This is a genomic window from Curtobacterium sp. NPDC089185 (assembly GCF_040685235.1).
Classification (GTDB): domain Bacteria; phylum Actinomycetota; class Actinomycetes; order Actinomycetales; family Microbacteriaceae; genus Curtobacterium; species Curtobacterium citri.
The window spans coordinates 126,635-149,301 of record NZ_JBFBHK010000004.1 but is presented as its reverse complement, the minus strand read 5'-3'; the positions used below and the strand labels follow the sequence as shown (position 1 = coordinate 149,301).

Here is a 22,667-nt window from a genome sequence, read left to right as displayed (position 1 = left end):
CCACATGATCGAGTTCCGCTCGGTGCGCAAGACGTACCCGGACGGCACCAACGCGGTCGACGACTTCAGCCTCGTCATCCCCTCGCGGACCACCACGGTCTTCGTCGGGTCGAGCGGCTGCGGCAAGACCACCCTGCTCCGCATGATCAACCGGATGGTCGACCCGTCGGCCGGTACGGTGTCGATCGACGGAGAGGACGTCGCCGGTGTCGACCCCGTCCAGCTCCGTCGCCGGATCGGCTACGTGATGCAGAACGCCGGTCTGCTCCCGCACCGGAGGGTCGTGGACAACATCGCCACGGTGCCGCTGCTGACGGGGGTGTCGAAGGGCGAGGCCCGCGCGCGGGCCCTCGAGCTCATGGACACCGTCGGGCTGGACCGGGCCTTCGCGGACCGGTACCCGTCGCAGCTCTCCGGCGGCCAGCAGCAGCGTGTCGGCGTGGCCCGCGGCCTCGCGGTCGACCCGAACGTGCTCCTCATGGACGAGCCCTTCGGTGCGGTCGACCCGCTCGTGCGCACCGACCTGCAGGACGAGCTCATCCGGCTGCAGCGCGAACTCGGCAAGACCGTGGTGTTCGTCACGCACGACATCGACGAGGCGTTCAAGCTCGGCGACCAGGTCGTCATCCTCAAGAAGGGCGGCGAGATCGCCCAGCTCGGCACGCCCGCCGAGATCCTGGCCGCGCCGGCGGACGACTTCGTCGCGAACTTCATCGGCGCCGGTCGCGGCCGTCGTGCCCTGCGGGTCGAGCAGACCCCGACCGGGCCGATCGTCGTCGACGGGGACGGCCGAGCCGCCGGTGTGCTCACCGGCCCCGTCGGTGTCGTCGACGCCGCTGCCGCTGTCCGCTCCGAGGCCGAGGCGCCCACCGGCGCCCCGGGTGCTGCGGCGCAGGGTGGGAGTCCGCGGTGAAGTGGGTGCTGTCCAACCTCGACACGATCGGGGAGGACACGGCCTCGCACCTCGCGATCGCGATCCCGCCGATCATCATCGCCTTCCTGCTGTCGATCCCGATCGGGTGGCTCGTCGTCCGGCTGCAGCGGCCCGGCGGCTCCCGCTTCGCGGCCGGCCTCGGCAGCGGCATCGTGACGTTCGCGGGACTGCTCTACGCGATCCCGTCGCTCGCCCTGTTCGTCGCGCTGCCGAGCATCATCGGCACGAGCCTGCAGAGCCCGGTCAACGTCATCATCAGCCTGACGATCTACGGCCTGGCGCTCATGGTCCGGTCGACGGTGGACGGGCTGACCTCGGTGGACGCCGGCACCAAGGCCGCGTCGACGGCGATGGGCTACTCGGGCGTGCAGCGGTTCTTCCGCGTCGAGCTCCCGCTGGCCGGGCCGGTCCTCCTCGCGGGGCTCCGCGTGGTCGCGGTCTCCACCATCTCGCTGACGACCGTCGGCGCGGTGCTCGGGATCCAGAGCCTCGGGTCGCTGTTCACGGACGGTCTCGCCCGCGGCATCTTCGAGGAGATCATCTCCGGCATCGTCATGGTGCTCGTGCTCGCCTTCGCCCTCGACGGTCTGCTCGTCCTGCTCGGTCGGGTCGTCATGCCGTGGACGCGACGCGCGCCACGGAGCCGACGGGCCGCACGTCGCGTGCTCCAGCGTGCGGAGGTGGTCTCGTGATCATCGGTCAGGCCTTCGGCTGGGTGTTCGACCCGGCGAACTACACCGGCTTCAACGCGATCCCGGCCCGGCTCTGGGAGCACGTGTGGATCACGCTCCTCGCGGTGGTCATCGCCTCGGTCATCGCGATCCCGATCGGGTACGCGATCGGGCACACCGGTCGGGCCCGCGGCCTCGCGATCGCGCTGTCCGGCGGCATCCGCGCCCTGCCGACCCTCGGCGTGCTGTCGCTCTTCGGGCTCATGCTCGGCATCGGCCTCCAGGCGCCGTTGCTCGCCCTCGTGATCCTCGCCGTCCCGTCCGTGCTCGCCGGTGCCTACGCGGGCATCGAGTCGGTCGACCCCGTCACGGTCGACGCCGCGAAGGCGCAGGGGATGACCGGCTGGCAGGTGCTCTGGAAGGTGGAGATCCCGCTCGGGCTCCCGCTGCTCATCGGTGGCGTGCGCGCCGCCGTCCTGCAGGTCGTCGCGACCGCCACGCTCGCCGCGTACGTCGGCGCCGGTGGCCTCGGCGGCTACTTCTTCCTCGGCCTCAAGACCCAGGACTACGCCGAGATGCTCGGCGCCTCCATCCTCGTGATCGCACTCGCGATCGCGTTCGAGATCGTGTTCGCCGCGCTGCAGCGGGCGGCGGTGCCGAAGGGCACCGCCGACCCGTCCGCGCGGCAGCGCCAGGGATCGCGCGAGCGAGCCCGCAATCCCATCCCGGAAGGAAACCCATCGTGATCACAGCACGGATCCGCGTCGCCCTCGCCGCCGCAACGGCACTCGGCGTCGCAGCAGCCCTCACCGGCTGCGCCTCGAGCGACCCGCTCAGCAGCGGCTCGAGCGCCTCCTCGGACTCGAAGACCATCGTCATCGGCTCGCAGCAGTACTACTCGAACGAGATCATCGCCGAGCTCTACGCGCAGGTCCTCGAGAAGGACGGCTTCACCGTCCAGCGCAACTTCAACATCGGGCAGCGCGAGGTCTACATCCCGCAGCTCGAGAAGGGCGCGATCGACGTCATGCCGGAGTACAGCGGCAACCTGCTGCAGTACTTCGACAAGTCGTCGACGGCCAAGACCGCCGACCAGATCGACGAGGGCCTCGAGAAGGCGCTGCCGAAGGGCCTGCGCGTCCTCGACGAGGCCGACGCCACGGACCAGGACAGCTACACCGTGACGAAGCAGTTCTCCGAGGAGAACGACGTCACGAGCCTGGCCGACCTGAAGAACGTCAAGGAGAAGCTCACCGTCGGTGCGAACTCCGAGTTCCAGACCCGCCCGTACGGCCCGGACGGTCTGAAGTCGGTCTACGGCGTCGACGTCGACTTCAAGGCGGTCGAGGACTCCGGCGGCGCGCTGACCGTCAAGGCGCTCAAGGACGGCACCGTCCAGCTCGCCGACATCTACAGCGCGGACCCGAGCATCAAGGCGAACGACTTCGTCTCGCTGAAGGACCCGGAGAACCTCATCCTCCCGCAGAACGTCATCCCGGTCGTGTCCGACAAGGTCGACGAGAAGGCCGCGGACGCCATCGACGGGGTGAACGAGAAGCTGACCACGGAGAAGCTCATCGAGCTCAACCAGAAGAGCGTCACCGACAAGGAGAAGGCGTCGGAGATCGCGAAGGACTTCCTCACCGAGGAGGGTCTGCTCTGACCCGGCGCCCCGCGCGCTGAACGATCGACGACAGGTGTCGGGCTTCGGCCCGGCACCTGTCGTCGTTCTGCGGGGTGGGTCCGCAGCACCGATGTTCCGCACGGTTGTGCCGATCACAGCCGCTGCACGTTCGTGCAGAGACGGCCTCTACAACTTGTCGAGCCAGGTGTCCGGCCGGTAGCGTGGAGGTGTCCCGACGGCGTGACGAACCTGAAGTCCCACCTCCCGTAGGAAGCAACCAACGTGCACGAACAGCGCGCGGCGACCCGGCTCGGACACGCCGCATGAACGACCTCCTCGATCCGCTCGTCCTGTCGCGGTGGCAGTTCGGGCTCACGACGATCTACCACTTCCTCTTCGTCCCGCTGACGATCGGCATGGCCCTCGTCGTGGCGGTCTTCCAGTCGGCGTGGGTGCGGACCGGTCGGGCGCACTACCTGCAGCTGACGCGCTTCTTCGGCCGGATCTTCCTCATCAACTTCGCGATGGGCGTCGTCACCGGGATCGTGCAGGAGTTCCAGTTCGGCATGAACTGGTCGAACTACTCGCGCTTCGTCGGAGACGTCTTCGGCGCTCCGCTCGCGCTCGAGGGCATCCTCGCGTTCTTCTTCGAGGCCGCGTTCATCGGCATCTGGATCTTCGGGTGGGACCGGCTGCCGCGGGCCCTGCACCTCGCGAGCATCTGGTGCGTGAGCGTCGGCACCATGATGTCGGCGTACTTCATCCTGGCGGCCAACGCCTTCATGCAGCACCCCGTCGGCTTCGCGATCAACGAGGCCAAGGGCCGCGCCGAGCTCACCGACATCTGGGCCGTCCTGACGAACAAGGTCGCCCTCGCCGCGTTCCCGCACACCCTGTTCGGCGCGTTCATGGTGGCCGCCTCGGTCATCGTCGCGGTCGCCGCGTGGCACCTGGCCCGCAACCAGAACCTCGAGACGATGATGCCGGCGCTGAAGTTCGGCATGTGGACGATGCTCGCCTCCGGGGCACTGACCGTGCTCTCCGGCGACCAGCTCGGCCTGACGATGGTCGACACCCAGCCGATGAAGATGGCCGCGGCCGAGGCGCTCTACAACACGTCGACGGGCAAGGACGCCTCGTTCTCGGTCTTCACGCTCGGGACCCCGGACGGTGTGCACGAGCTGTTCTCGATCCGCATCCCGTACCTGCTCTCGTTCCTGTCGACCCACACCTTCACCGGCACGGTCGAGGGCATCAACGACCTGCAGGCGCAGTACACGCAGGTGTACGGCCCGGGTGACTACAAGCCCATCATCTGGGTGACCTACTGGTCGTTCCGCTGGATGATCGCCCTGGGCGTCGGCGCGGTCCTCGTCTCGCTGGCCGGGCTCTGGCTCACCCGGAAGGGCCGCTTCCCGACGCAGCGCTGGGTGTGGCGTGTGGCCACCTGGTCCGTCCCGCTGCCGATGGCCGCGATGATCATGGGCTGGGTCTTCACCGAGATGGGTCGCCAGCCGTGGCTGGTCTTCGGCCTGCTCCGCACCGCGGACGGCGTCTCGCCGAACGTCACCGGGGTCGAGGTCCTCATCTCGCTGGTCGTGTTCACGCTCATCTACGGCGCGCTGGCGGTCGTGGAGTTCGGGCTCATCAAGAAGGTCGCGCAGGAGGGCCCCGCCGCTCCTGCGGAGGTCGACGAGGTCACCGGCGAGGTCGAGCACGAAGTGACGGTGTACTAGTGGATCTCCCCGTTGTCTGGTTCGCGATCGTCGGACTCTTCTTCGTCGGGTACTTCGTCCTCGACGGGTTCGACTTCGGCGTCGGCATGTCCCTGCCGTTCCTCGGCAAGGACGACACCGACCGCCGGGTCCTCATCAACACCATCGGCCCGGTCTGGGACCTCAACGAGACCTGGGTCATCGTCGCCGGCGCGCTCCTGTTCGCGGCGTTCCCGGAGTGGTACGCCACGATGTTCTCCGGCTTCTACCTGGCCCTGCTGCTCATCCTCGCGGCGCTCATCGCCCGCGGGGTGTCGTTCGAGTACCGCCACCAGCGGAAGCACCCGGAGTGGAAGCGCCGCTTCGACCTGATGATCGTCGTCGGCAGCGCGGTGCCGTCCTTCCTCTGGGGCGTCGCGTTCGGCAACGTCGTCCGGGGCATCCCGATGGACGCCGGGCACGACTTCACCGGGACGGTGTTCGACCTGCTCAACCCCTTCGCCCTGCTGACCGGGCTGACGACCCTGCTCGTGTTCTTCACGCACGGCGTGGTCTTCGTGGCGCTCAAGACCGAGGGCGAGATCCGCGAGCGCGCCAAGCGGCTGGCGACCCGGGCGGGCGTGCTGACGATCGTCGTCGCTGCCGCCTTCCTCGTGTCGATGGCGTTCGTCCGCGCGACCCCGGCCAGCCTCGTGCTCTCGGTCGTCGCCGCGCTCGCGCTCGTCCTCGCCGTGCTCTGCAACGCCTGGGGCAGGGAGGGCCGAGCCTTCACCCTGATGGCCGTCACGATCGCCGCGGTGGTCGTGGCGATGTTCACGGCGATCTTCCCGGACGTCATGCCCGCGTCGAACGACCCGGCGAACAGCCTGACCGTCGCCAACGCCTCGAGCAGCGACTACACGCTGACGGTGATGAGCTGGGTGGCCCTGGTGTTCCTCCCGCTCGTGTTCGCCTACCAGGCGTGGACCTACTGGGTGTTCCGCAAGCGTGTGTCGCGGGCGCAGATCGCCCGGGCCGCGCACTAGGGCCCGGTGATGAAGCCCCTCGATCCGCGCCTGCTCCGGCTCTCGCGCACCGCCCGCGGGTCGGTCGTCGCCTCGGCGGCGACCGGCCTGGTGCGGACGCTCGCGACGATCGGCATCGCCTGGGGGATCGCCACCGCCGTCACCCTCGGGGTCGACGCGGTGCGCGACGGCCGCGTCCCCGCGGCGATGTCCCCGACGCTCGCGCTCCTCGCCGCCGCGTTCGTCGTCCGCGCGGTCGCCGCCTGGGCCACGGACGACCTGGCGGCCCGCGCCGGGGCGACGGTGAAGAGCGAGCTCCGGGCGACGGTGCTGGCGCGCGCGGCGGAACGCGGACCGTCCTGGCTCGCCGCCCGCTCCAGCGCCGGCTTCGCCACGACGCTCGGTCCCGGGCTGGACGCGCTCGACGCCTACTTCGGCCGCTACGTCCCGCAGCTGGCCCTCACGGCCGTGGCGACGCCGGTCCTCCTCGTCGCGATCGGTTCCGCCGACCTGACGAGCGCGCTGGTCATCGTGCTCGCCATGCCCGTCATCCCGGTGTTCATGGTGCTGATCGGACTCGCCACGCAGGCGCTCCAGCGGAAGCAGGCGGACGCGCTCGCCCGGCTCGGCAGCGCCTTCACCGAGGCGGTCGAGGGCCTGGCGACGTTGAAGGTCTTCGGTCGCGCGCGTCGCCAGGTCGGCCGCATCGGCAGCGTCACCGACGAGTACCGCCGGGGGACGATCGGGGTCCTCCGCCTGTCGTTCGTCAGCGGCTTCGCCCTCGAGCTCGCGGCGAGCCTGTCCGTCGCCCTCGTCGCCGTCTCGATCGGTGTGCGGCTCGTCGACGGCTCCATGGGACTCGGCGCGGCGATGTTCGTCCTCGTCCTCGCTCCGGAGGCCTTCGCACCGATCCGGCAGGTCGGCGCCGACTTCCACGCCGCGCAGGACGGGGTCGAGGCCTCGAGCGCGGTCCTCGACGTCCTCGACGACCGCACCGCCGTCGCGACGGCCCGCCCCGACGCTGTACCGGCCCCCGCCGCCGCGGAGCTGGTGCTCGACGGACTGACGGTCCGTCGCCCCGACCTCGTCATCGGGCCGCTCGACCTCCGGGCGGCCCCGGGCGCCGTCGTCGCGCTCGCCGGCCCGAGCGGGTCGGGCAAGTCGAGCCTGATCGCCGCGATGCGCGGCGTCCTCGACCACGACGGCAGCGTCGTGGTGCCCGGTCCGGCGGGGGCGTCCCGCGCCGAGCGCACCACGTGGGCCGACCAGCGACCGCGGCTCGTCCGCGGCACGGTCGCCGAGAACGTCGCGATGCACGCGGGACCCGACGATGCAGCCGTGCGCCGTGCGCTGCGCGAGGCGGGGCTGGGAGTCGAGCCGGGCCTCCCGGTCGGGTCGGACGGAGCCGGTCTCTCGGGTGGTCAGGCCCAGCGGGTCGCGGTCGCCCGTGCGCTGTACCGGGCGCGTCGCGTCCGGACGCCGCTCGTGCTGCTCGACGAGCCGACGTCGGCGCTCGACGCCGAGGCCGAGCGGACCGTCGTCCGCGCCGTGCGGGCCCTCGCCGACGACGGGTCCGTCGTCGTGGTGGCGAGCCACCGGCCCGCGGTGCTCGCCGCGGCCGACGTCCGCGTCGACGTGCTCCCGGGCGGCGCGGTGACGGTCACCACCCGGCAGGGGGTCCGGGCATGAGCCGGGAGGCGCGTGGCACGAGCGTCCTCCGGCTCGCCCTGCCGCACGGGGCCGCCTGGGCGAAGGCGGTCGCCGCAGGCACGCTGAGTGCGGTGTGCGCCGTGGCGCTGCTCGCGGCGAGCGGCTACCTCATCACGCGCGCCGCCGAGCAGCCGCCGATCCTCTACCTGACGCTCGTGATGGTCGGGGTCCGCGCGTTCGCGCTCGGCCGCGCGGCGCTGCGGTACGTCGACCGCCTCGCCGGGCACGACGCGTCCTTCCGGCAGCTCGCGGTCGTCCGGACCGAGATGTACCGGCGACTGTCGTCGGTGGCGCCGGCCGGGCTGGGCTCCACGGGTCGTGGCGACCTGCTCACCCGGCTCGTCACCGACACCGACCGGCTGCAGGACCTGCCGATCCGCGTCGTCGGACCGCTGGTCTCGGCGGGCGTCGTGGCCGTGCTGTCCGTCGTCGCGGTCGCCCTGGTGTGGTGGCCGGCCGCCCTCGTGCTGGTCGCCGCCCTCGCCGTCGCCGCGCTGCTCGGCACCGTCACGACGCTGTCCGTCGCACGGCGCTCGGACCGGGAGACCGCGGCCGACCGGGGCCACGTCGCCGACCTCGTGCTCGACACGGTCCGGACGCTCGACGTCTTCGCGGCCTACGGCACCCTGCCCGACCGCCTCGCCCGTATCGCCGCGCTCGACGCCCGGGTGACCCGGGCCGTGCGCCGCCGCGCGCGGGTCGAGTCCCTCGTCGGTGCGCTCGTCGCGCTGGTCGGTGGCGGGGCCGTGGTCGGGACCCTCTCGGTCGGGGCGCCGGCGGTGGTGTCGGGTGCGCTCGACGGGCCGCTCTGGGCGCTCGCCGTCTTCGTGCCGCTCGCGCTCTTCGAGGTCGTCGGCGGTGTGCCGCTGGCCGTGCTCACCCTGCGCCGGGTCCGGGCCGCGGCGGAGCGGGTGGAGCGGGTCGTCCCGGCCGTCGTGCCGGCCGGCATCGTGCCCGAACCGGACGACCCCGCCGACCCGCGGGACCTCGTCGTCGACGATCCGTTGACGGTGACGGTGACGGTGGCGCTCCGCGACCTGACCGTGCGGTGGCCCGGAGCCGCGGACCCGGCCGTCGACCGGGTGTCGCTCGACCTGCTGCCGGGCGAGGTCGTCGTGCTCGAGGGTCCGAGCGGCGCGGGCAAGTCCACCCTCGTCGACGCCCTGGTGCGGTTCGTCGACCACGAGGGGTCCTACACGCTCGACGGCGTCGAGGCGCGGACCATGCACCCGGACGCCGTCCGGGCGCGCGTCGGGCTCGTCGAACAGGACCCGTTCGTGTTCGACCAGACCGTGCGGCAGAACCTGCTGTTCGCCCGGGACACCGCCACCGACGCCGACCTGACCGACGTGCTCGACCGGGTCGGACTCGGCGAGTGGGTGGCGCGACGCGGCGGTCTGGACGCCCGCGTGGGGGAGCGCGGGGTGCTCGTGTCGGGCGGGCAGGCGCACCGGCTCGCGCTCGCCCGGGCGCTGCTGCACGCGTTCCCCGTGCTCGTGCTCGACGAGCCGACCGCGGACGTCGACCCCGACCTCGGCGACGCCGTGCTCCGCGACCTGGTCGGTGCCGCGCGGCAGGCCGGTCGCACGGTCGTCGTGGTGTCGCACGTGCCCGTGCCGACGGACCTGGTGGACCGCACCCTGCGGATGCGGGACGGGCGGCTCGTCGCGGGGTGACCACCCGTGGGACGGGCCGTCCGGGGCGGGCGACGGCCGGGCCTCCAGGCCTTGTACCCTAGGTGATCGTGACCACCGAGCACCCCACTGCACACTCCACCGAGCACGCAGCCGTCGACCCCGACGCGTACGACTTCCGCCGCATCCAGGAGAAGTGGCAGCCCCGCTGGGAGGAACTCGGGCTCTTCACGACGGACCTCGACGACACCCGCCCCCGGAAGTACATCCTCGAGATGTTCCCGTACCCGTCCGGCGACCTGCACATGGGGCACGCCGAGAACTGGGCGCTCGGTGACTTCGTGGCGCGGTACTGGCGGCAGCAGGGGTTCAACGTGCTGCACCCCATCGGCTGGGACTCCTTCGGTCTGCCGGCCGAGAACGCGGCGATCAAGCGGGGGGTCGACCCGAAGGAGTGGACCTACGCGAACATCGAGCAGCAGAAGGCCTCGTTCAAGCGGTACGCGCCCTCGTTCGACTGGACGACCGAGATCCACACCTCGGACCCCGAGTACTACAAGTGGAACCAGTGGCTGTTCCTGAAGATGTACGAGAAGGGCCTGGCCTACCGGAAGGACAGCTGGGTCAACTGGGACCCGGTGGACCAGACCGTGCTCGCGAACGAGCAGGTCCTGCCGGACGGCACGTCCGACCGCTCGGGTGCCGTCGTCGTCAAGAAGAAGCTGACGCAGTGGTACTTCGCGATCACGAAGTACGCCGACCGGCTGCTCGACGACCTCAACCAGCTCGAGGGACGGTGGCCGGCGAAGGTCATCGCGCAGCAGCGCAACTGGATCGGTCGCTCGGTCGGTGCGGACGTCGACTTCGTCATCGAGGGGCGCGACGAGCCCGTCACCGTGTTCACCACGCGGCCGGACACCATCCACGGGGTGACGTTCCTGGTCGTGGCGCCGGACTCCGACCTGGCGGCGGAGCTGGTCTCCGCTGCTCCTGACGATGTGCGGGCCGACTTCGACGCGTACTTGACGGCGACCCAGAAGACCTCCGAGATCGACCGGCAGAACGCCGACCGCCCGAAGACCGGTGTGCCGCTCGGCCGCTCGGCGATCCACCCGCTCACGGGGGAGCGCCTGCCGATCTGGGCCGCCGACTACGTGCTCGCAGACTACGGCCACGGCGCGGTCATGGCCGTGCCCGCGCACGACCAGCGCGACCTCGACTTCGCGCGGGCCTTCGGCCTGCCCGTCAAGGTCGTCGTCGACACGAACCAGCCCGTCACCGGTGCGATCCCGGTCATCCCCGAGGGCGCGGCGCTCGAGGACCTGCCCGCGCTCGACCCGGCTTCGACCGGCGAGGCCCTGACCGGCCAGGGGCGGATGATCAACTCCGGCCCGCTCGACGGGATGTCGAAGCAGCACGCGATCACCGCCGCGATCTCGCTGCTCGAGGAGCGCGGTACCGGCCGTGCCGCCAAGACGTACCGCCTGCGCGACTGGCTCATCTCGCGCCAGCGCTTCTGGGGGACCCCGATCCCGATCATCCACGGCGCCGACGGCACCGAGCACCCGGTCCCGATGGACCAGCTGCCGGTGCGCCTGCCGTCGACCGAGGGCCTCGACCTCAAGCCGAAGGGCACCTCGCCGCTCGGCGGTGCGACCGACTGGGTGAACGTGCCGAACCCGGTCGACGGGACGCCGGCGCTGCGGGACACGGACACGATGGACACGTTCGTCGACTCGTCGTGGTACTTCCTGCGCTTCCTGTCCGCGCAGGACGACACGCAGGCGTTCGACCCGTCGGCCGCGCGCAAGTGGGCGCCGGTCGACCAGTACATCGGCGGCATCGAGCACGCGATCCTGCACCTGCTGTACGCGCGCTTCGTGACGAAGGTCCTGTTCGACCTCGGGTACCTCGACTTCACCGAGCCGTTCTCGGCGCTGCTCAACCAGGGCATGGTGCTGTCGGGCGGCTCGAAGATGTCGAAGTCGAAGGGCGGCGTCTCGCTCGGCGACGAGCTCGACGCGAACGGCGTCGACGCGATCCGTCTCGTGATGGGCTTCGCCGGACCGCCGGAGGACGACATCAACTGGGAGGACGTGTCGCCGTCGGCGTCCGCGCGCTTCCTGGCCCGCGCGTACCGCCTGGCGCTCGACGTCACATCGTCCCGTGACGCGGTCTGGGCGGACGGCGACCGGGCGCTCCGGCAGGTCACGCACCGGTTCCTCGCCGACGCCCCCGGGCTCATGGAGGCGTTCAAGTTCAACGTCGTCATCGCGCGGCTCATGGACCTGGTCAACGTCACCCGCAAGGCGATCGACAGCGGCCCCGGCGCGGGCGACCCCGCCGTCCGCGAGGCCGTCGAGACCGTCGCGCTCGCCCTGAGCGTCTTCGCGCCGTACACCGGCGAGGAGATGTGGGAGAAGCTGGGACACGAGGCCACCGTCGCCACCCACGGCTGGCGGAAGGCCGACCCGACGCTGCTCGTGCAGGACACGCTGACCGCGGTCGTGCAGGTCAACGGCAAGGTGCGCGACTCGTTCGAGGTGTCGAAGTCGATCGAGGCCGACGAGCTCGAGCAGCTCGCACGGTCGTCGGCGAACGTCCAGCGGTACATCGGCGACCGGGAGATCGTGAAGGTGATCGTCCGGGCGCCGAAGCTCGTGAACATCGCCATCAAGGGCTGACACCACTCCTCCCCAGTCGACCGGCCCGGCGGCCTCCTCCACAGTGCGGAGTCGCCGGGCCGTCCTTGTGTGCGGGTGCGCCCTAGCGTGCCGGTCATGTCCCACGACCCGCCCGTCACGTCGCCCTCGTCCGGCTCCGCGTCGACCGGAGCGCGGTGGTGGGAGCGGTGCACGCTGAGCCCGCGGGCGGCACTGGTGCTCGCCGCGGTGGTGGTCGTCGTCGCCCTCGTGGTCGTGGCGGTCGGGACCCTGCGCGGGCGGTCGTCGGGCGAGGTGACCGTGACGGGAGGCTCGCAGCCGGCTCCGACGGTCCCGTCGCCGTCCGGCGGGGGTCCGGTCCCGAGCGGTCCCGCCGCGGTCGGGAGCGTCGCGCCGTCCGCGTCCGCGGCCGTCGCCGCGGTGTACGTGCTCGGTGCCGTCCGGCACGCGGGGGTCGTCGAGGTCCCCGTCGGGACCCGCGTGGACGCCGTGCTGGAGCGTGCCGGGGGAGCGGCGGCGGATGCGGACCTCGCGCGGCTGAACCTCGCCCGGGCGGTCGTCGACGGCGAACGGCTCTACGTGCCGCGGGTGGGCGAGACGTCGGTCCCCGAGGCGCTCGGTCCGGACGTCGCGGGCGGCAGCGGCGTGGTGGGCAGCGGGGCGGGCAGCGGGGTGGGCGGCGGGGTGGGCAGCGCCGCCGGCGGGCCGGACGCGGTCGTCGACCTGAACACGGCGGACCAGGCGACGCTCGAGACCCTCCCGGGCATCGGACCGGCACTCGCCGGGCGGATCATCGCGTGGCGCGAGGAGCACGGCGGGTTCTCGTCGGTCGACGACCTGCTCGACGTCAGCGGCATCGGTCAGGCGCGCCTCGACGACCTGCGCGACCGGGTCCGGGTCTGAGGGGTCGGGCACGTGGACCCGGCACCGCACCCCGCCGACCTGCGACTCGGCGGCCCGGTCGCCCTGGCGTGGGTGACCGCGGCACTGCTCGTCGGCCGTCCCGGAGCGGCGTGGTGGACGGTGGGCGCGACGGGGGCGGTCGGCGTGGTCGTCCTCACGCTGCTCGTGCTGCGGACCGGGAGCGGCGTCCGGGCACTGCCGCCGGTGCTCGCCCTCCTCGCGACCACGGCGGCGTGCTGCACGCTCGTGGGCGTCGCGGTCGGCGTCGGGTACCCGGCACGGTCGCCCGTGGTGCTCGCCGCGACCGCAGGACGGACGACGGAGGTCGAGGTCGTGCTCACGCGCGACCTCGGCGACGCCGATCGGTCGACGACCGGCACGCTCCGGCGCCTCGGCGGGACCGGGGGCCTGGACGTGCCGGTCCGGATCGTGCCGGCCGTGCCGACCCGAGCGCCCACCGGAGCGGTGCTCACGGGGCGCGCCTCGGTGGAGTCGGACGACGGCGGCGGGCCCGAGGCGGCGGTGGTGTTCCTCCGAAGGGCGCCGGCGGTCGACCCGCCGGCGGGTGTGCTCGCCGCGACCGACCGGGTGCGGCAGGCGTTCGTGCGGGTCACCGACGGCCTGCCGGAACCGGGCGGCGCGCTGCTCCGCGGTCTGGCGATCGGCGACCGGAGCGGGCTCGACCCCGGCACCGAGTCCGCCATGGAGACCGCGGCGCTCACCCACCTCACCGCCGTCTCCGGGTCGAACTGCGCGGTCGTCGTCGCGCTCGTCGTGGCCGTGGGGCGTGGCGTCGGACTCCCGCGGCCGGTCCGCGCCGCCCTCGCGGGCGGCTTCCTCGTCGCGTTCGTGGTGCTCGTCCGCCCGGACCCCTCGATCGTCCGGGCCGCGGTGATGGCGGTGGTGGTCCTCGGTGTCCGACTGTCCGGGCGACCGGTCCGCGGTGTCCCGCTGCTCGCCCTCGCGGTGCTCGGCATGCTCGTCGTGGACCCCTGGTACGCCCGCTCGGTCGCGTTCGCCCTCTCCGTCCTGGCGACCGCGGGGATCGTCGTCCTCGCGCCGCCGCTCACCGCGCTGCTGGCCCGACGGCTCTGGACACCGGTCGCGGCGGCCCTGTCGGTGCCCGTCGCCGCGCAGGTCGCGTGCTGGCCGGTCACCGTCGTCCTGTCCCCGACGCTGCCGACCTTCGCGGTGCCGGCGAACCTGCTGACCGAACCGCTCGCGCCGGTGGTCACGGTGACGGGGCTCCTCGCGTGCCTGCTCGCGCCGGTCTGGCCGTGGGGAGCGGCGGTGACGGCACACGTCGCGTGGGTGCCCGCGGCCTGCATCGGGGTCGTCGCCACGACGACCGCCGGGCTGCCGGCGGCCGAGCTCGACTGGCCCGTCGGCGTCACGGGGATCGCCGCCGCGGGCCTGGTCAGCCTGGCGGTCGCCGCGGCCGTGCTCGCACGGGGGCGGACGCGGGCACGGCTGCTCGTCGCCGCCGCAGCGGTCGTCGTCCTCGGTGTCGGGGTCGTTGCCGTGCCGCGGCTCGTCGTCCAGGGGACCGTGCCGGGGGACTGGTCGGTCGTCGCCTGCGACGTCGGGCAGGGCGACGCCGTGCTGGTGCGCGACGGCAGGGGTCCGGTGGCGCTCGTCGACACCGGCGACGACGAGCCGGCGCTCCGCCGGTGCCTCGACCTGCTCGGGGTCGAGCGGATCGACCTGCTCGTGCTCACGCACTTCGACCGCGACCACGTCGGCGCGGTCGGGGCCGTCGCGGACCGGACCGACCGTGCGCTGGTCGGTCCGGTGGGCAGGGCCGAGGACGACCGGGTGCTCCGCGTGCTCGAGGACGCCGGGGTCGACCTGCGCACCGGCGACGACGGCACGGCGGGCACCCTCGGACGGCTCCGCTGGCGGCTGGTGTGGCCACCGGCGGGGGCGGCGGCGTCGGGCAACGACGCGAGCCTGGTCCTCGAGACCGCCGCCGGACCGGGGTGCGACCACTGCGTCTCCGGCGTGTTCCTCGGGGACCTCGGGGAGCGCGCCCAGCGCCGGCTCCGGCCCCTCGTCGAGACCCGGCCGGACGTCGTGAAGGTCGCGCACCACGGGTCGTCCGACCAGGACCCCGCGCTCTACCGGCAGCTCGCGGCACCCGTCGGGCTCATCGGCGTCGGGGCGGACAACACGTACGGACACCCGACCCGGACGGCACTCGACGCGCTCCGGGCGGCCGGGACCACCGCGTTCCGGACCGACCGCCAGGGCACGATCGTCGTGTCACGGGACGCCGGAGGCGCGCTCCGTGTCTGGACGGAGCGTGCCGCGGACGACGGCCCACCGGCGGACCCCACGGCAGCGCCGCACGCCGTGGGGCAGGCGGCGGAGCGTCCCCGGTGGCCCGTAGGATCGACGCAGGCCCGGACCCGCTCGACCCGGCGCCGACGGAAGGAACGCATGCCCGCCAAGAAGCCCGCGCGCGCCGCGGCGAAGATCGACCAGGTACCGTGGTCGGGCGTCCGCCCGGCACCGGTCGTGCTCGTCACCGGACCCGAGCAGTTCCTGGCGGAGCGTGCGAGCAGCGTCCTCCGTGACCTGCTCCTGGGCGAGGACCCGGCGCTCGAGGTGCACGACCTCGAAGCGGACCAGTACGCCCCCGGCCTCCTCGCGACGCTGGCGAGCCCGTCGCTCTTCGGCGAACCCCGGCTCGTGCGCGTCACCAACGTCGAGAAGTGCACCGACGCCTTCATCACCGAGACGATCAGCTACCTGCAGGCACCGGCCGACGACGTCACCCTGGTGCTGCGGCACGGCGGCGGTGTGCGCGGGAAGAAGCTCCTCGACACCATCCGCAGCGGTGTCGGCGGCGGCGTCGAGGTGCAGTGCGACGAGCTCAAGCGCGACACCGACAAGGCGGACTTCGTGAACGCGGAGTTCCGGGCGGCCCGACGCCGGATCGCGCCCTCGGCGGTGCGGACGCTCGTCGCGGCCTTCGCCGACGACCTGGCCGAGCTCGCCGCCGCGTGCCGGCAGCTGCTCGCCGACGAGGCCGAGGAGATCACCGACCGCGTCGTCGACAAGTACTACGGCGGCCGCGTCGAGACGAACGCGTTCAAGGTCGCCGACATCGCGCTCGCGGGCCGGTCGGCTCCGGCGATCGTCGAGCTCCGGCACGCGCTGGCGACGGGGGAGGCCCCGGTGCCGATCGTCGCGGCGTTCGCGAGCAAGATCCGCACGATGGCGAAGGTCAGCGCCTTCCGCGGCCCGAGCAGCCAGGCGGCGTCCGCGCTCGGCATGGCGCCGTGGCAGGTCCAGCGCGCACAGCGTGACGTGGCGGGGTGGAGCGAGGCCGGGCTGGCGAACGCGATCACGAGCATCGCTGCGGCGGACACCGCGGTGAAGGGTGGTTCGCGCGACGCGCACTACGCACTCGAGGTGATGGTCCGCACCATCGCCCGACGCGGCGAGGACCGCTGAGGCGACCCGGGCCTCCCGGCCGGCTGCGCACGTCGTGCTCCCGGTTGTGCCGGCCGCCGCTCCGAACCACGGAAGCGACGTCGAACCAGCCGTGCGCGCTGGTTCGACGTCGCAACCGTGGTTCGACACCATGAGAGACGTCGCCGCGCCGCCACTCCCGCACCACCCGCGAACGACGAGAGCCCCGCACCACCGGTGCGGGGCTCTCGGCAGGACGGTCAGGGACCGTCCCGAGGATCAGCGACTCAGAGCGCCGAGACCTTCTTGGCGATGGCCGACTTGCGGTTCGCCGCCTGGTTCTTGTGGATGACGCCCTTGCTCACGGCCTTGTCGAGCTTCTTCGAGGCGAGGACCAGCGCCGCAGCGGCCTTGTCCTTGTCGCCCGAGGCGACGGCCTCGTTCGTGTGACGGATGACCGTCTTGAGCTCCGAGCGGTAGGCCTTGTTGCGCTCCTGGGCCTTCAGGTTGGTCTTGATGCGCTTCATCTGCGACTTGATGTTCGCCATGCGTGTTGCTCCTTGATCGTCTCTACGGGTGGTCGCGACCGCTGGGTAGAGGGGCCCTTGGTCGCATCGCGTTCCACCCGTGGGCGGGGAACGCGGAAGCCAGCCACCAACACTACCAGCAGGACGGGCTGGCGCCAAAGGACCGGACGCGCGCGCGTCGCTGACGAAACGCGGCCGCAACACGCGAGCGGCTACCGTGTCGACGTGCCCTCCCTCGCCCCCAGGATCGAGACCGTGCCCGCATCCGGCATCCGCCGCGTCTACGAGCAGGCCGCCCTGCTGCAGGCCGACGGCACCGACGTCGCGATGCTCGTCATCGGCGAGCCGGACGTCGCCGTCGCACCGCACATCGGCGAGGCCGCCCGTCGCGCGTGGTCCGAGGACCGCACCGACTACACGCCGAACGGCGGCATCGCACCCCTCCGGGCGGCGATCCGCGACAAGCTCCGCCGCGAGAACCGCATCGACGTCGACCCGGAGCAGGTCTGGTTGACGATCGGCGCGACGCAGGCGCTGTTCCAGGCGATGACGCTCGTGCTGAGCCCGGGTGACGAGGTCCTCGTGCCGGACCCGGGCTACACGACCTTCACGATGAACGCGCACATCATCGGCGCGACCCCGGTGCCGTACCGGCTCGAACCGCAGCACGACTTCGAGCCCGACCTCGAGGCGCTCGAGGCGAGCATCACCGAGCACACCCGGGCGATCGTGGTGAACTCCCCGTCGAACCCCCTCGGCTCGGTGTTCGGCGAGGAGACCCTCCGCGCGCTGCTCGCCCTGGCGAAGCGGCACGACCTGTGGGTGATCAGCGACGAGGTCTACGAGTACTTCACCCACGGCACGCGCCACGTGAGCATCGCCGCGCTCGACGAGGACGACCGGGTCTTCACGGCGTTCTCGCTGAGCAAGACCTACGCCATGACCGGCGTCCGCGTCGGGTACCTCGTGACGCCGAAGGGACTCGGGCCGACCATGCGCACGACGCAGGAGGCGATGATCAGCTGCGTCGCCGAGCCCGACCAGTGGGCCGCGCTCGCGGCGATCGTCGGCGACCACCAGGCCGTGCAGGACGCCCGCGAGCACTACCGCGCCAACCTGGCGGTGGCGAAGGAGGTCCTCGACGCCGGCGGCATCCGCTACCTCGACCCCCGCGGGGCCTTCTACCTGTGGATCGACGTCTCGCACGCCTCCGGAGGCGACGTCGCCGAGTGGGCGCTGGCGCTCCTGCACCGCGAGCACGTCGCGGTCGCGCCCGGCAGCGCCTTCGGCCGGTCCGGCGAGGGCTGGGTCCGCGTGTGCCTCGCGGCCACCCCGGAGGACCTGCGCCGCGGCCTGGGCGCACTGCCGACGCCCGCCACGGTGACCGCCTGACGGACGGGAGGCCCGCGCCGGCCCCGCCGCGCGCCTCCCGTCCGTCCTGCACAGTCGTGGCGTCGCGCCCGGTTCCCACAGGGCAGCACCGGATGCGCGCTGCGCGCGCACAACCGTGGGACAATCGTCCGACCGCACCGACCCCTGAGGAACCGTGAGCCCACAAGCATCCGCGCCGCTCGAGCCCGCCGCGACCCCGGCCGAGGCGATCCGCAACTTCTGCATCATCGCGCACATCGACCACGGCAAGTCCACGCTGGCCGACCGCATGCTGCAGATCACCGGCATCGTCGAGGACCGCGCGATGCGTGCGCAGTACCTCGACCGGATGGACATCGAGCGCGAACGCGGCATCACGATCAAGTCGCAGGCCGTGCGCATGCCGTGGGAGCTCGACGGCGAGACCTTCGCGCTGAACATGATCGACACGCCGGGGCACGTCGACTTCTCGTACGAGGTCTCCCGCTCGCTCGCCGCGTGCGAGGGCGCGATCCTGCTCGTCGACGCCGCGCAGGGCATCGAGGCACAGACGCTGGCCAACCTCTACCTGGCGCTCGAGAACGACCTCGAGATCATCCCGGTGCTCAACAAGATCGACCTGCCCGCCGCCGACCCGGACAAGTACGCCGCCGAGCTCGCGCAGCTCATCGGCGGCAAGCCGGAGGACGTCCTCCGCGTCTCGGGCAAGACCGGTGTCGGTGTCGCCGAGCTCCTCGACCGCGTGGTCCGCACCGTGCCGGCCCCCGTCGGCGACGTCGAGGCGGCACCCCGCGCGATGATCTTCGACTCGGTCTACGACAGCTACCGCGGTGTGGTGACCTACGTCCGGATGATCGACGGCACGATCCACCCGCGCGAGAAGGTCCAGATGATGTCGACCAGGTCGACGCACGAGATCCTCGAGATCGGTGTGTCGTCGCCCGAGCCGAAGCCCACGAAGGGGCTCTCGGTCGGCGAGGTCGGCTACCTCATCACCGGCGTGAAGGACGTCCGGCAGTCGAAGGTGGGTGACACGGTCACGACGGCGCAGAAGCCGGCGACCGAGGCCCTGCCGGGCTACACGGACCCGAAGCCGATGGTGTTCTCGGGGCTGTACCCGATCGACGGCTCCGACTACCCCGACCTGCGCGAGGCCCTCGACAAGCTCAAGCTCTCGGACGCGGCGCTCGTGTACGAGCCGGAGACCTCCGTGGCGCTCGGCTTCGGCTTCCGCTGCGGCTTCCTCGGCCTGTTGCACCTCGAGATCATCACCGAGCGCCTCTCGCGTGAGTTCGGCCTCGACCTCATCACGACGGCCCCGAGCGTGATCTACGAGGTCACGAACGAGGACACGACCGTGACCGAGGTCACGAACCCGTCCGAGTTCCCGGGCGGTCGCATCGTCGAGGTCCGCGAGCCCATGGTCCGCGCCGCGATCCTCGCGCCGAAGGACTACGTCGGCGCGATCATGGAGCTGTGCCAGTCGCGCCGTGGCTCCCTGCTCGGCATGGAGTACCTCGGCGAGGACCGCGTCGAGATCCGGTACGAGATGCCCCTCGGCGAGATCGTCTTCGACTTCTTCGACCAGCTGAAGAGCAAGACGCAGGGCTACGCCTCGCTCGACTACGAGCCGACCGGCGATCAGGCAGCCGACCTCGTCAAGGTCGACATCCTGCTGCAGGGCGAACAGGTCGACGCCTTCAGCGCGATCGTGCACCGCGACAAGGCCTACGCGTACGGCACGCTCATGACCGAGCGGCTCCGCAAGCTCATCCCGCGGCAGCAGTTCGAGGTCCCGATCCAGGCTGCGATCGGCGCCCGGATCATCGCCCGCGAGAGCATCCGGGCGATGCGCAAGGACGTCCTCGCGAAGTGCTACGGCGGTGACATCACCCGCAAGCGCAAGCTCCTCGAGAAGCAGAAGGAGGGCAAGAAGCGCATGAAGATGGTGGGTCGCGTCGAGGTGCCGCAGGAAGCCTTCATCGCGGCGCTCTCCGGGGACGTCGAAGAGAAGAAGAAGTAGGGGCGGGACCCTCCCCAGGTCCGCCCCGGCCATCCGCTTCCCGCAGGACGGCGCACCGGTCGAGGCGCCGTCCGACGCGCTGACACGCTCCCGAACAGGGCGGACCGTTCTGTCTGCCCGTACTTTGGGGGACCCAGAACGGCTGCAGGTCTATACAGTCGCATGTGACCGTGTGGTGGTGAACACCACTCAGTTCAGCGGACCCGGCCGCTGCGATCGCGCGCGACCCTGCGCGGCGATCGTTCCCGACCCGGGTGCACACGGAGGTGCGAACCCGATGTCACGTCATGCAACACCTGTCAGCCGCGCACAGCGGCAGCGTCTCAACCTCGCCGTCATCGCCGCCGGCCTCGCCGCCGCGGTGGTGCTCGCATTGACCTTCAGCGGCACGCTGTCCGTCTTCACGCAGGCTTTCCTGCACGGCACCAACACGGTGTCCACCTCCACGATCCGGATCGCGGAGACCACCGCCGACGGGTCGCCCGGAGCCTGCACGACCGGTTCCGACGGCACGGCGAGCTGCACCGACCCGAACCTCTACGGCGGGGAGTCGCTGCGTCCCGGGGACTCCTCGACCACCCAGACGATCTACTTCGCGAACACCGGGACGGCGACGCCCACCGGGTTCCGACTCACGGGCGGCCCCTGCGCCACCTCGCCCGCGAGCGGCTCGGACCTCTGCAACCAGCTCGTCGTGAAGATGACGTGGCGTGGTGCGGACGTGCTGCCCGCCTCCACGACGCCCGCGTACCTGGCGGCCAACGCGATCACGCTGCCGAACCCGCCTGCGGCGAACGAGCGCATCCCGCTCACCGTCCAGGTCTCGCTGCCGCAGAACGCCACCGCGCCGACGTCCGGCGTGACCCTCTCCCAGGCCCTCACCTTCACCTTCTCCGCCTGACGGTGCCGTCGTGGGCAGGCACTCGACGGTCGTCCGCCGCACCCCGGTGCGCACGGGCTGGTTCATCGCGGCGGCGGGACTCGTCGCCTCGGTCGCCCTCGCGCTGACGACGACCGGCACGATGTCGGCGTACACGGCATCGATCTCGAACACCACGAACACGGCGAACACCGTCTCGATCGAGATGACGCAGGGTCCGGACGCGTCGACCGTGGCGTGCCGGAGCACCGCCACGGGCACCACGACGTGCTCGACCGACCTGTACGCCGGCACGAACCTCCGGCCGGGGGACACCACGCGCGGCACCTCGACGGTGATCAAGAACACCGGCGGGGTCGCAGCGTCGGCGTTCTCCCTCGCTCCCGGGGTCTGCAACGGCACCGTCTCGACCTCGAACAGCATCTGCTACTGGCTGCTCGTCACCGTGACGTGGACGACGCCGTCGGGGACGACGACCGTCATCTCCAAGCAGAACGCGGGCGCGATCGGCGGCAAGAGCTTCGCCATCAGCCCCGCTCCGGCTGCCGGCCAGGGCGGGACGGCGACCGTGACGGTCTCCCTCGACCCCGCGGCGCCGAACGACTCGCAGGCGCAGACCATGAACCAGTCCCTCGTGTGGACGTTCACCGCATGACCGGCGGACTCGTGGCCGGTGTCGGCGGCACGGCGGTGCCCCGTCGCCGGCGTGCCCCGGGTCGGGCGGTGCCGGTCCGGGTCGTCGTCACGATCGCCGCGGTCCTGCTCGTGCTGCTCGTCGTCGGCGCCGCGATGGCCGCCGGCGTCCGCACCTTCGACGTCCGGACGCCGTCGATGGGCCGCACGGCGCCCGTGGGGTCGCTCGTCGTGACGGTGCCGCCGGGACAGCACCGTCTGGCCGTCGGCGACGTCGTCACCTTCGTGCCGCCGGTCGCGGCGGGCGGGGGCACGGCGGCGCGGTTGCCCTACACGCACCGCATCACCGCGGTCGCGGACGGCGCGATCACGACCAAGGGCGACGCGAACGGCGCGGCGGACGCCTGGACCATCACCCGCGGCGACGTCGTCGGCCGGGTCGTCGCGGTGCTGCCGGGAGCGGGCTGGGTGCTCCGGATGCTGCCCTGGGCGGTCGGCGGCGTCGGCGTCGTCTGGCTCCTCACCGGGTTCCTCCCCGGTCGCGCCGGTCGCACCGCCGCCCGGCTCGTCGGCGTGAGCGTCGTCCTGGCCGTCGTGGTCGCGGTCTTCCGCCCCTTCGTCGCGCTCGTGGTCACCGGGGTCGAGGCGGGGGCCCGACCGGTCGCGGACGTCGTGTCCACGGGGCTGCTGCCGGTCCGCGCCGTCGGACCGGCCGGCGCGTCCGAGCGGCTCGTCAGCGGGGCGGTCGGGCAGGTGCCCCTGCCGCCCGGGACCGACGGGGCGGTGGCGATCGCGGCGCGGCTCGACCTGACCCCCGCCGGGTGGGTGGCCCTCGTGGTGCTCTGCGGCGTGCCGCTCGTCGTCGGCGTCCTCCTCGCGCGGCCGCGGTACCGTGGCGGGCGACCGGCGGGGACCCGGGACGAGGACGTCGAGCCGGCGGTGGCCTCGTGAGCCTCCC

The 22,667-nt window shown here is 72.2% G+C and carries 17 protein-coding genes and 1 pseudogene; 17 read left to right on the top strand and 1 reads right to left on the bottom strand.

What is annotated here, in order from left to right; all coding sequences use genetic code 11:
* Positions 1 to 4: 4 nt before the first annotated feature.
* From AB0N84_RS05845 to holA, 12 genes and pseudogenes are all read left to right on the top strand, one after another.
* On the top strand, positions 5 to 913 hold the full coding sequence (locus AB0N84_RS05845; RefSeq protein WP_069711141.1) for an ATP-binding cassette domain-containing protein: 909 nt from the start codon (positions 5 to 7) through the stop codon (positions 911 to 913).
* Positions 910 to 1,626 carry an ABC transporter permease subunit gene (locus AB0N84_RS05840; RefSeq protein WP_069711140.1) on the top strand — a complete coding sequence of 239 codons (717 nt, stop codon included), beginning with the start codon at positions 910 to 912 and terminating at the stop codon, positions 1,624 to 1,626. Before AB0N84_RS05845 ends, AB0N84_RS05840 begins: the two co-directional genes overlap by 4 nt.
* Positions 1,623 to 2,351, top strand: coding sequence for an ABC transporter permease (locus AB0N84_RS05835; RefSeq protein ID WP_069711139.1), 729 nt, complete (start codon positions 1,623 to 1,625; stop codon positions 2,349 to 2,351). Before AB0N84_RS05840 ends, AB0N84_RS05835 begins: the two co-directional genes overlap by 4 nt.
* Entirely contained in the window at positions 2,348 to 3,268 is a 921-nt protein-coding gene (locus tag AB0N84_RS05830) for an ABC transporter substrate-binding protein (RefSeq protein WP_083263648.1), read from the top strand. The genes AB0N84_RS05835 and AB0N84_RS05830 overlap by 4 nt, the downstream gene beginning before the upstream one ends.
* Before the next feature lie 284 nt (positions 3,269 to 3,552).
* A complete protein-coding gene (locus AB0N84_RS05825; RefSeq protein WP_363544324.1) occupies positions 3,553 to 4,965 on the top strand; it encodes a cytochrome ubiquinol oxidase subunit I in 1,413 nt (470 codons plus the stop codon).
* Complete coding sequence (gene cydB / locus AB0N84_RS05820) at positions 4,965 to 5,969, top strand: cytochrome d ubiquinol oxidase subunit II (RefSeq protein ID WP_363544322.1); 1,005 nt, start codon at positions 4,965 to 4,967, stop codon at positions 5,967 to 5,969. Before AB0N84_RS05825 ends, cydB begins: the two co-directional genes overlap by 1 nt.
* A gap of 9 nt (positions 5,970 to 5,978) precedes the next feature.
* Entirely contained in the window at positions 5,979 to 7,637 is a 1,659-nt protein-coding gene (gene cydD / locus AB0N84_RS05815) for a thiol reductant ABC exporter subunit CydD (protein ID WP_363544320.1), read from the top strand.
* On the top strand, positions 7,634 to 9,334 hold the full coding sequence (gene cydC, locus AB0N84_RS05810) for a thiol reductant ABC exporter subunit CydC (RefSeq protein WP_363544318.1): 1,701 nt from the start codon (positions 7,634 to 7,636) through the stop codon (positions 9,332 to 9,334). The genes cydD and cydC overlap by 4 nt, the downstream gene beginning before the upstream one ends.
* A gap of 68 nt (positions 9,335 to 9,402) precedes the next feature.
* The gene (leuS, locus tag AB0N84_RS05805; protein WP_363544316.1) at positions 9,403 to 11,976 is read left to right on the top strand and encodes a leucine--tRNA ligase; all 2,574 of its coding nucleotides are present in this window, start codon (positions 9,403 to 9,405) and stop codon (positions 11,974 to 11,976) included.
* A gap of 96 nt (positions 11,977 to 12,072) precedes the next feature.
* On the top strand, positions 12,073 to 12,858 hold the full coding sequence (locus tag AB0N84_RS05800) for a ComEA family DNA-binding protein (protein ID WP_363544314.1): 786 nt from the start codon (positions 12,073 to 12,075) through the stop codon (positions 12,856 to 12,858).
* A gap of 12 nt (positions 12,859 to 12,870) precedes the next feature.
* Positions 12,871 to 14,859, top strand: a pseudogene (locus tag AB0N84_RS05795) (ComEC/Rec2 family competence protein); the annotation flags it as partial.
* Between the two features lie 438 nt (positions 14,860 to 15,297).
* Positions 15,298 to 16,317, top strand: a complete 1,020-nt coding sequence (gene holA / locus AB0N84_RS05790) for a DNA polymerase III subunit delta (RefSeq protein ID WP_259346138.1) — start codon at positions 15,298 to 15,300, stop codon at positions 16,315 to 16,317.
* Positions 16,318 to 16,562: 245 nt separating this feature from the next.
* On the opposite strand, the gene rpsT is transcribed toward holA, so the two are convergent.
* Entirely contained in the window at positions 16,563 to 16,823 is a 261-nt protein-coding gene (gene rpsT, locus AB0N84_RS05785; protein WP_069711133.1) for a 30S ribosomal protein S20, read from the bottom strand.
* A gap of 204 nt (positions 16,824 to 17,027) precedes the next feature.
* Between rpsT and AB0N84_RS05780 the strand changes: the two genes are divergently transcribed.
* From AB0N84_RS05780 to AB0N84_RS05760, 5 genes are all read left to right on the top strand, one after another.
* The gene (locus AB0N84_RS05780) at positions 17,028 to 18,194 is read left to right on the top strand and encodes an aminotransferase class I/II-fold pyridoxal phosphate-dependent enzyme (protein ID WP_289458637.1); all 1,167 of its coding nucleotides are present in this window, start codon (positions 17,028 to 17,030) and stop codon (positions 18,192 to 18,194) included.
* Between the two features lie 154 nt (positions 18,195 to 18,348).
* Positions 18,349 to 20,196: a translation elongation factor 4 gene (gene lepA / locus AB0N84_RS05775; protein WP_069711131.1), complete on the top strand. Its 1,848-nt coding sequence runs from the start codon at positions 18,349 to 18,351 to the stop codon at positions 20,194 to 20,196.
* 277 nt (positions 20,197 to 20,473) lie between these two features.
* Positions 20,474 to 21,097 carry a hypothetical protein gene (locus tag AB0N84_RS05770; protein WP_182046537.1) on the top strand — a complete coding sequence of 208 codons (624 nt, stop codon included), beginning with the start codon at positions 20,474 to 20,476 and terminating at the stop codon, positions 21,095 to 21,097.
* 10 nt (positions 21,098 to 21,107) lie between these two features.
* On the top strand, positions 21,108 to 21,731 hold the full coding sequence (locus tag AB0N84_RS05765; RefSeq protein ID WP_289458635.1) for a hypothetical protein: 624 nt from the start codon (positions 21,108 to 21,110) through the stop codon (positions 21,729 to 21,731).
* A complete protein-coding gene (locus AB0N84_RS05760) occupies positions 21,728 to 22,660 on the top strand; it encodes a S26 family signal peptidase (protein ID WP_289458633.1) in 933 nt (310 codons plus the stop codon). Before AB0N84_RS05765 ends, AB0N84_RS05760 begins: the two co-directional genes overlap by 4 nt.
* The last annotated feature ends 7 nt before the right edge of the window (positions 22,661 to 22,667 follow it).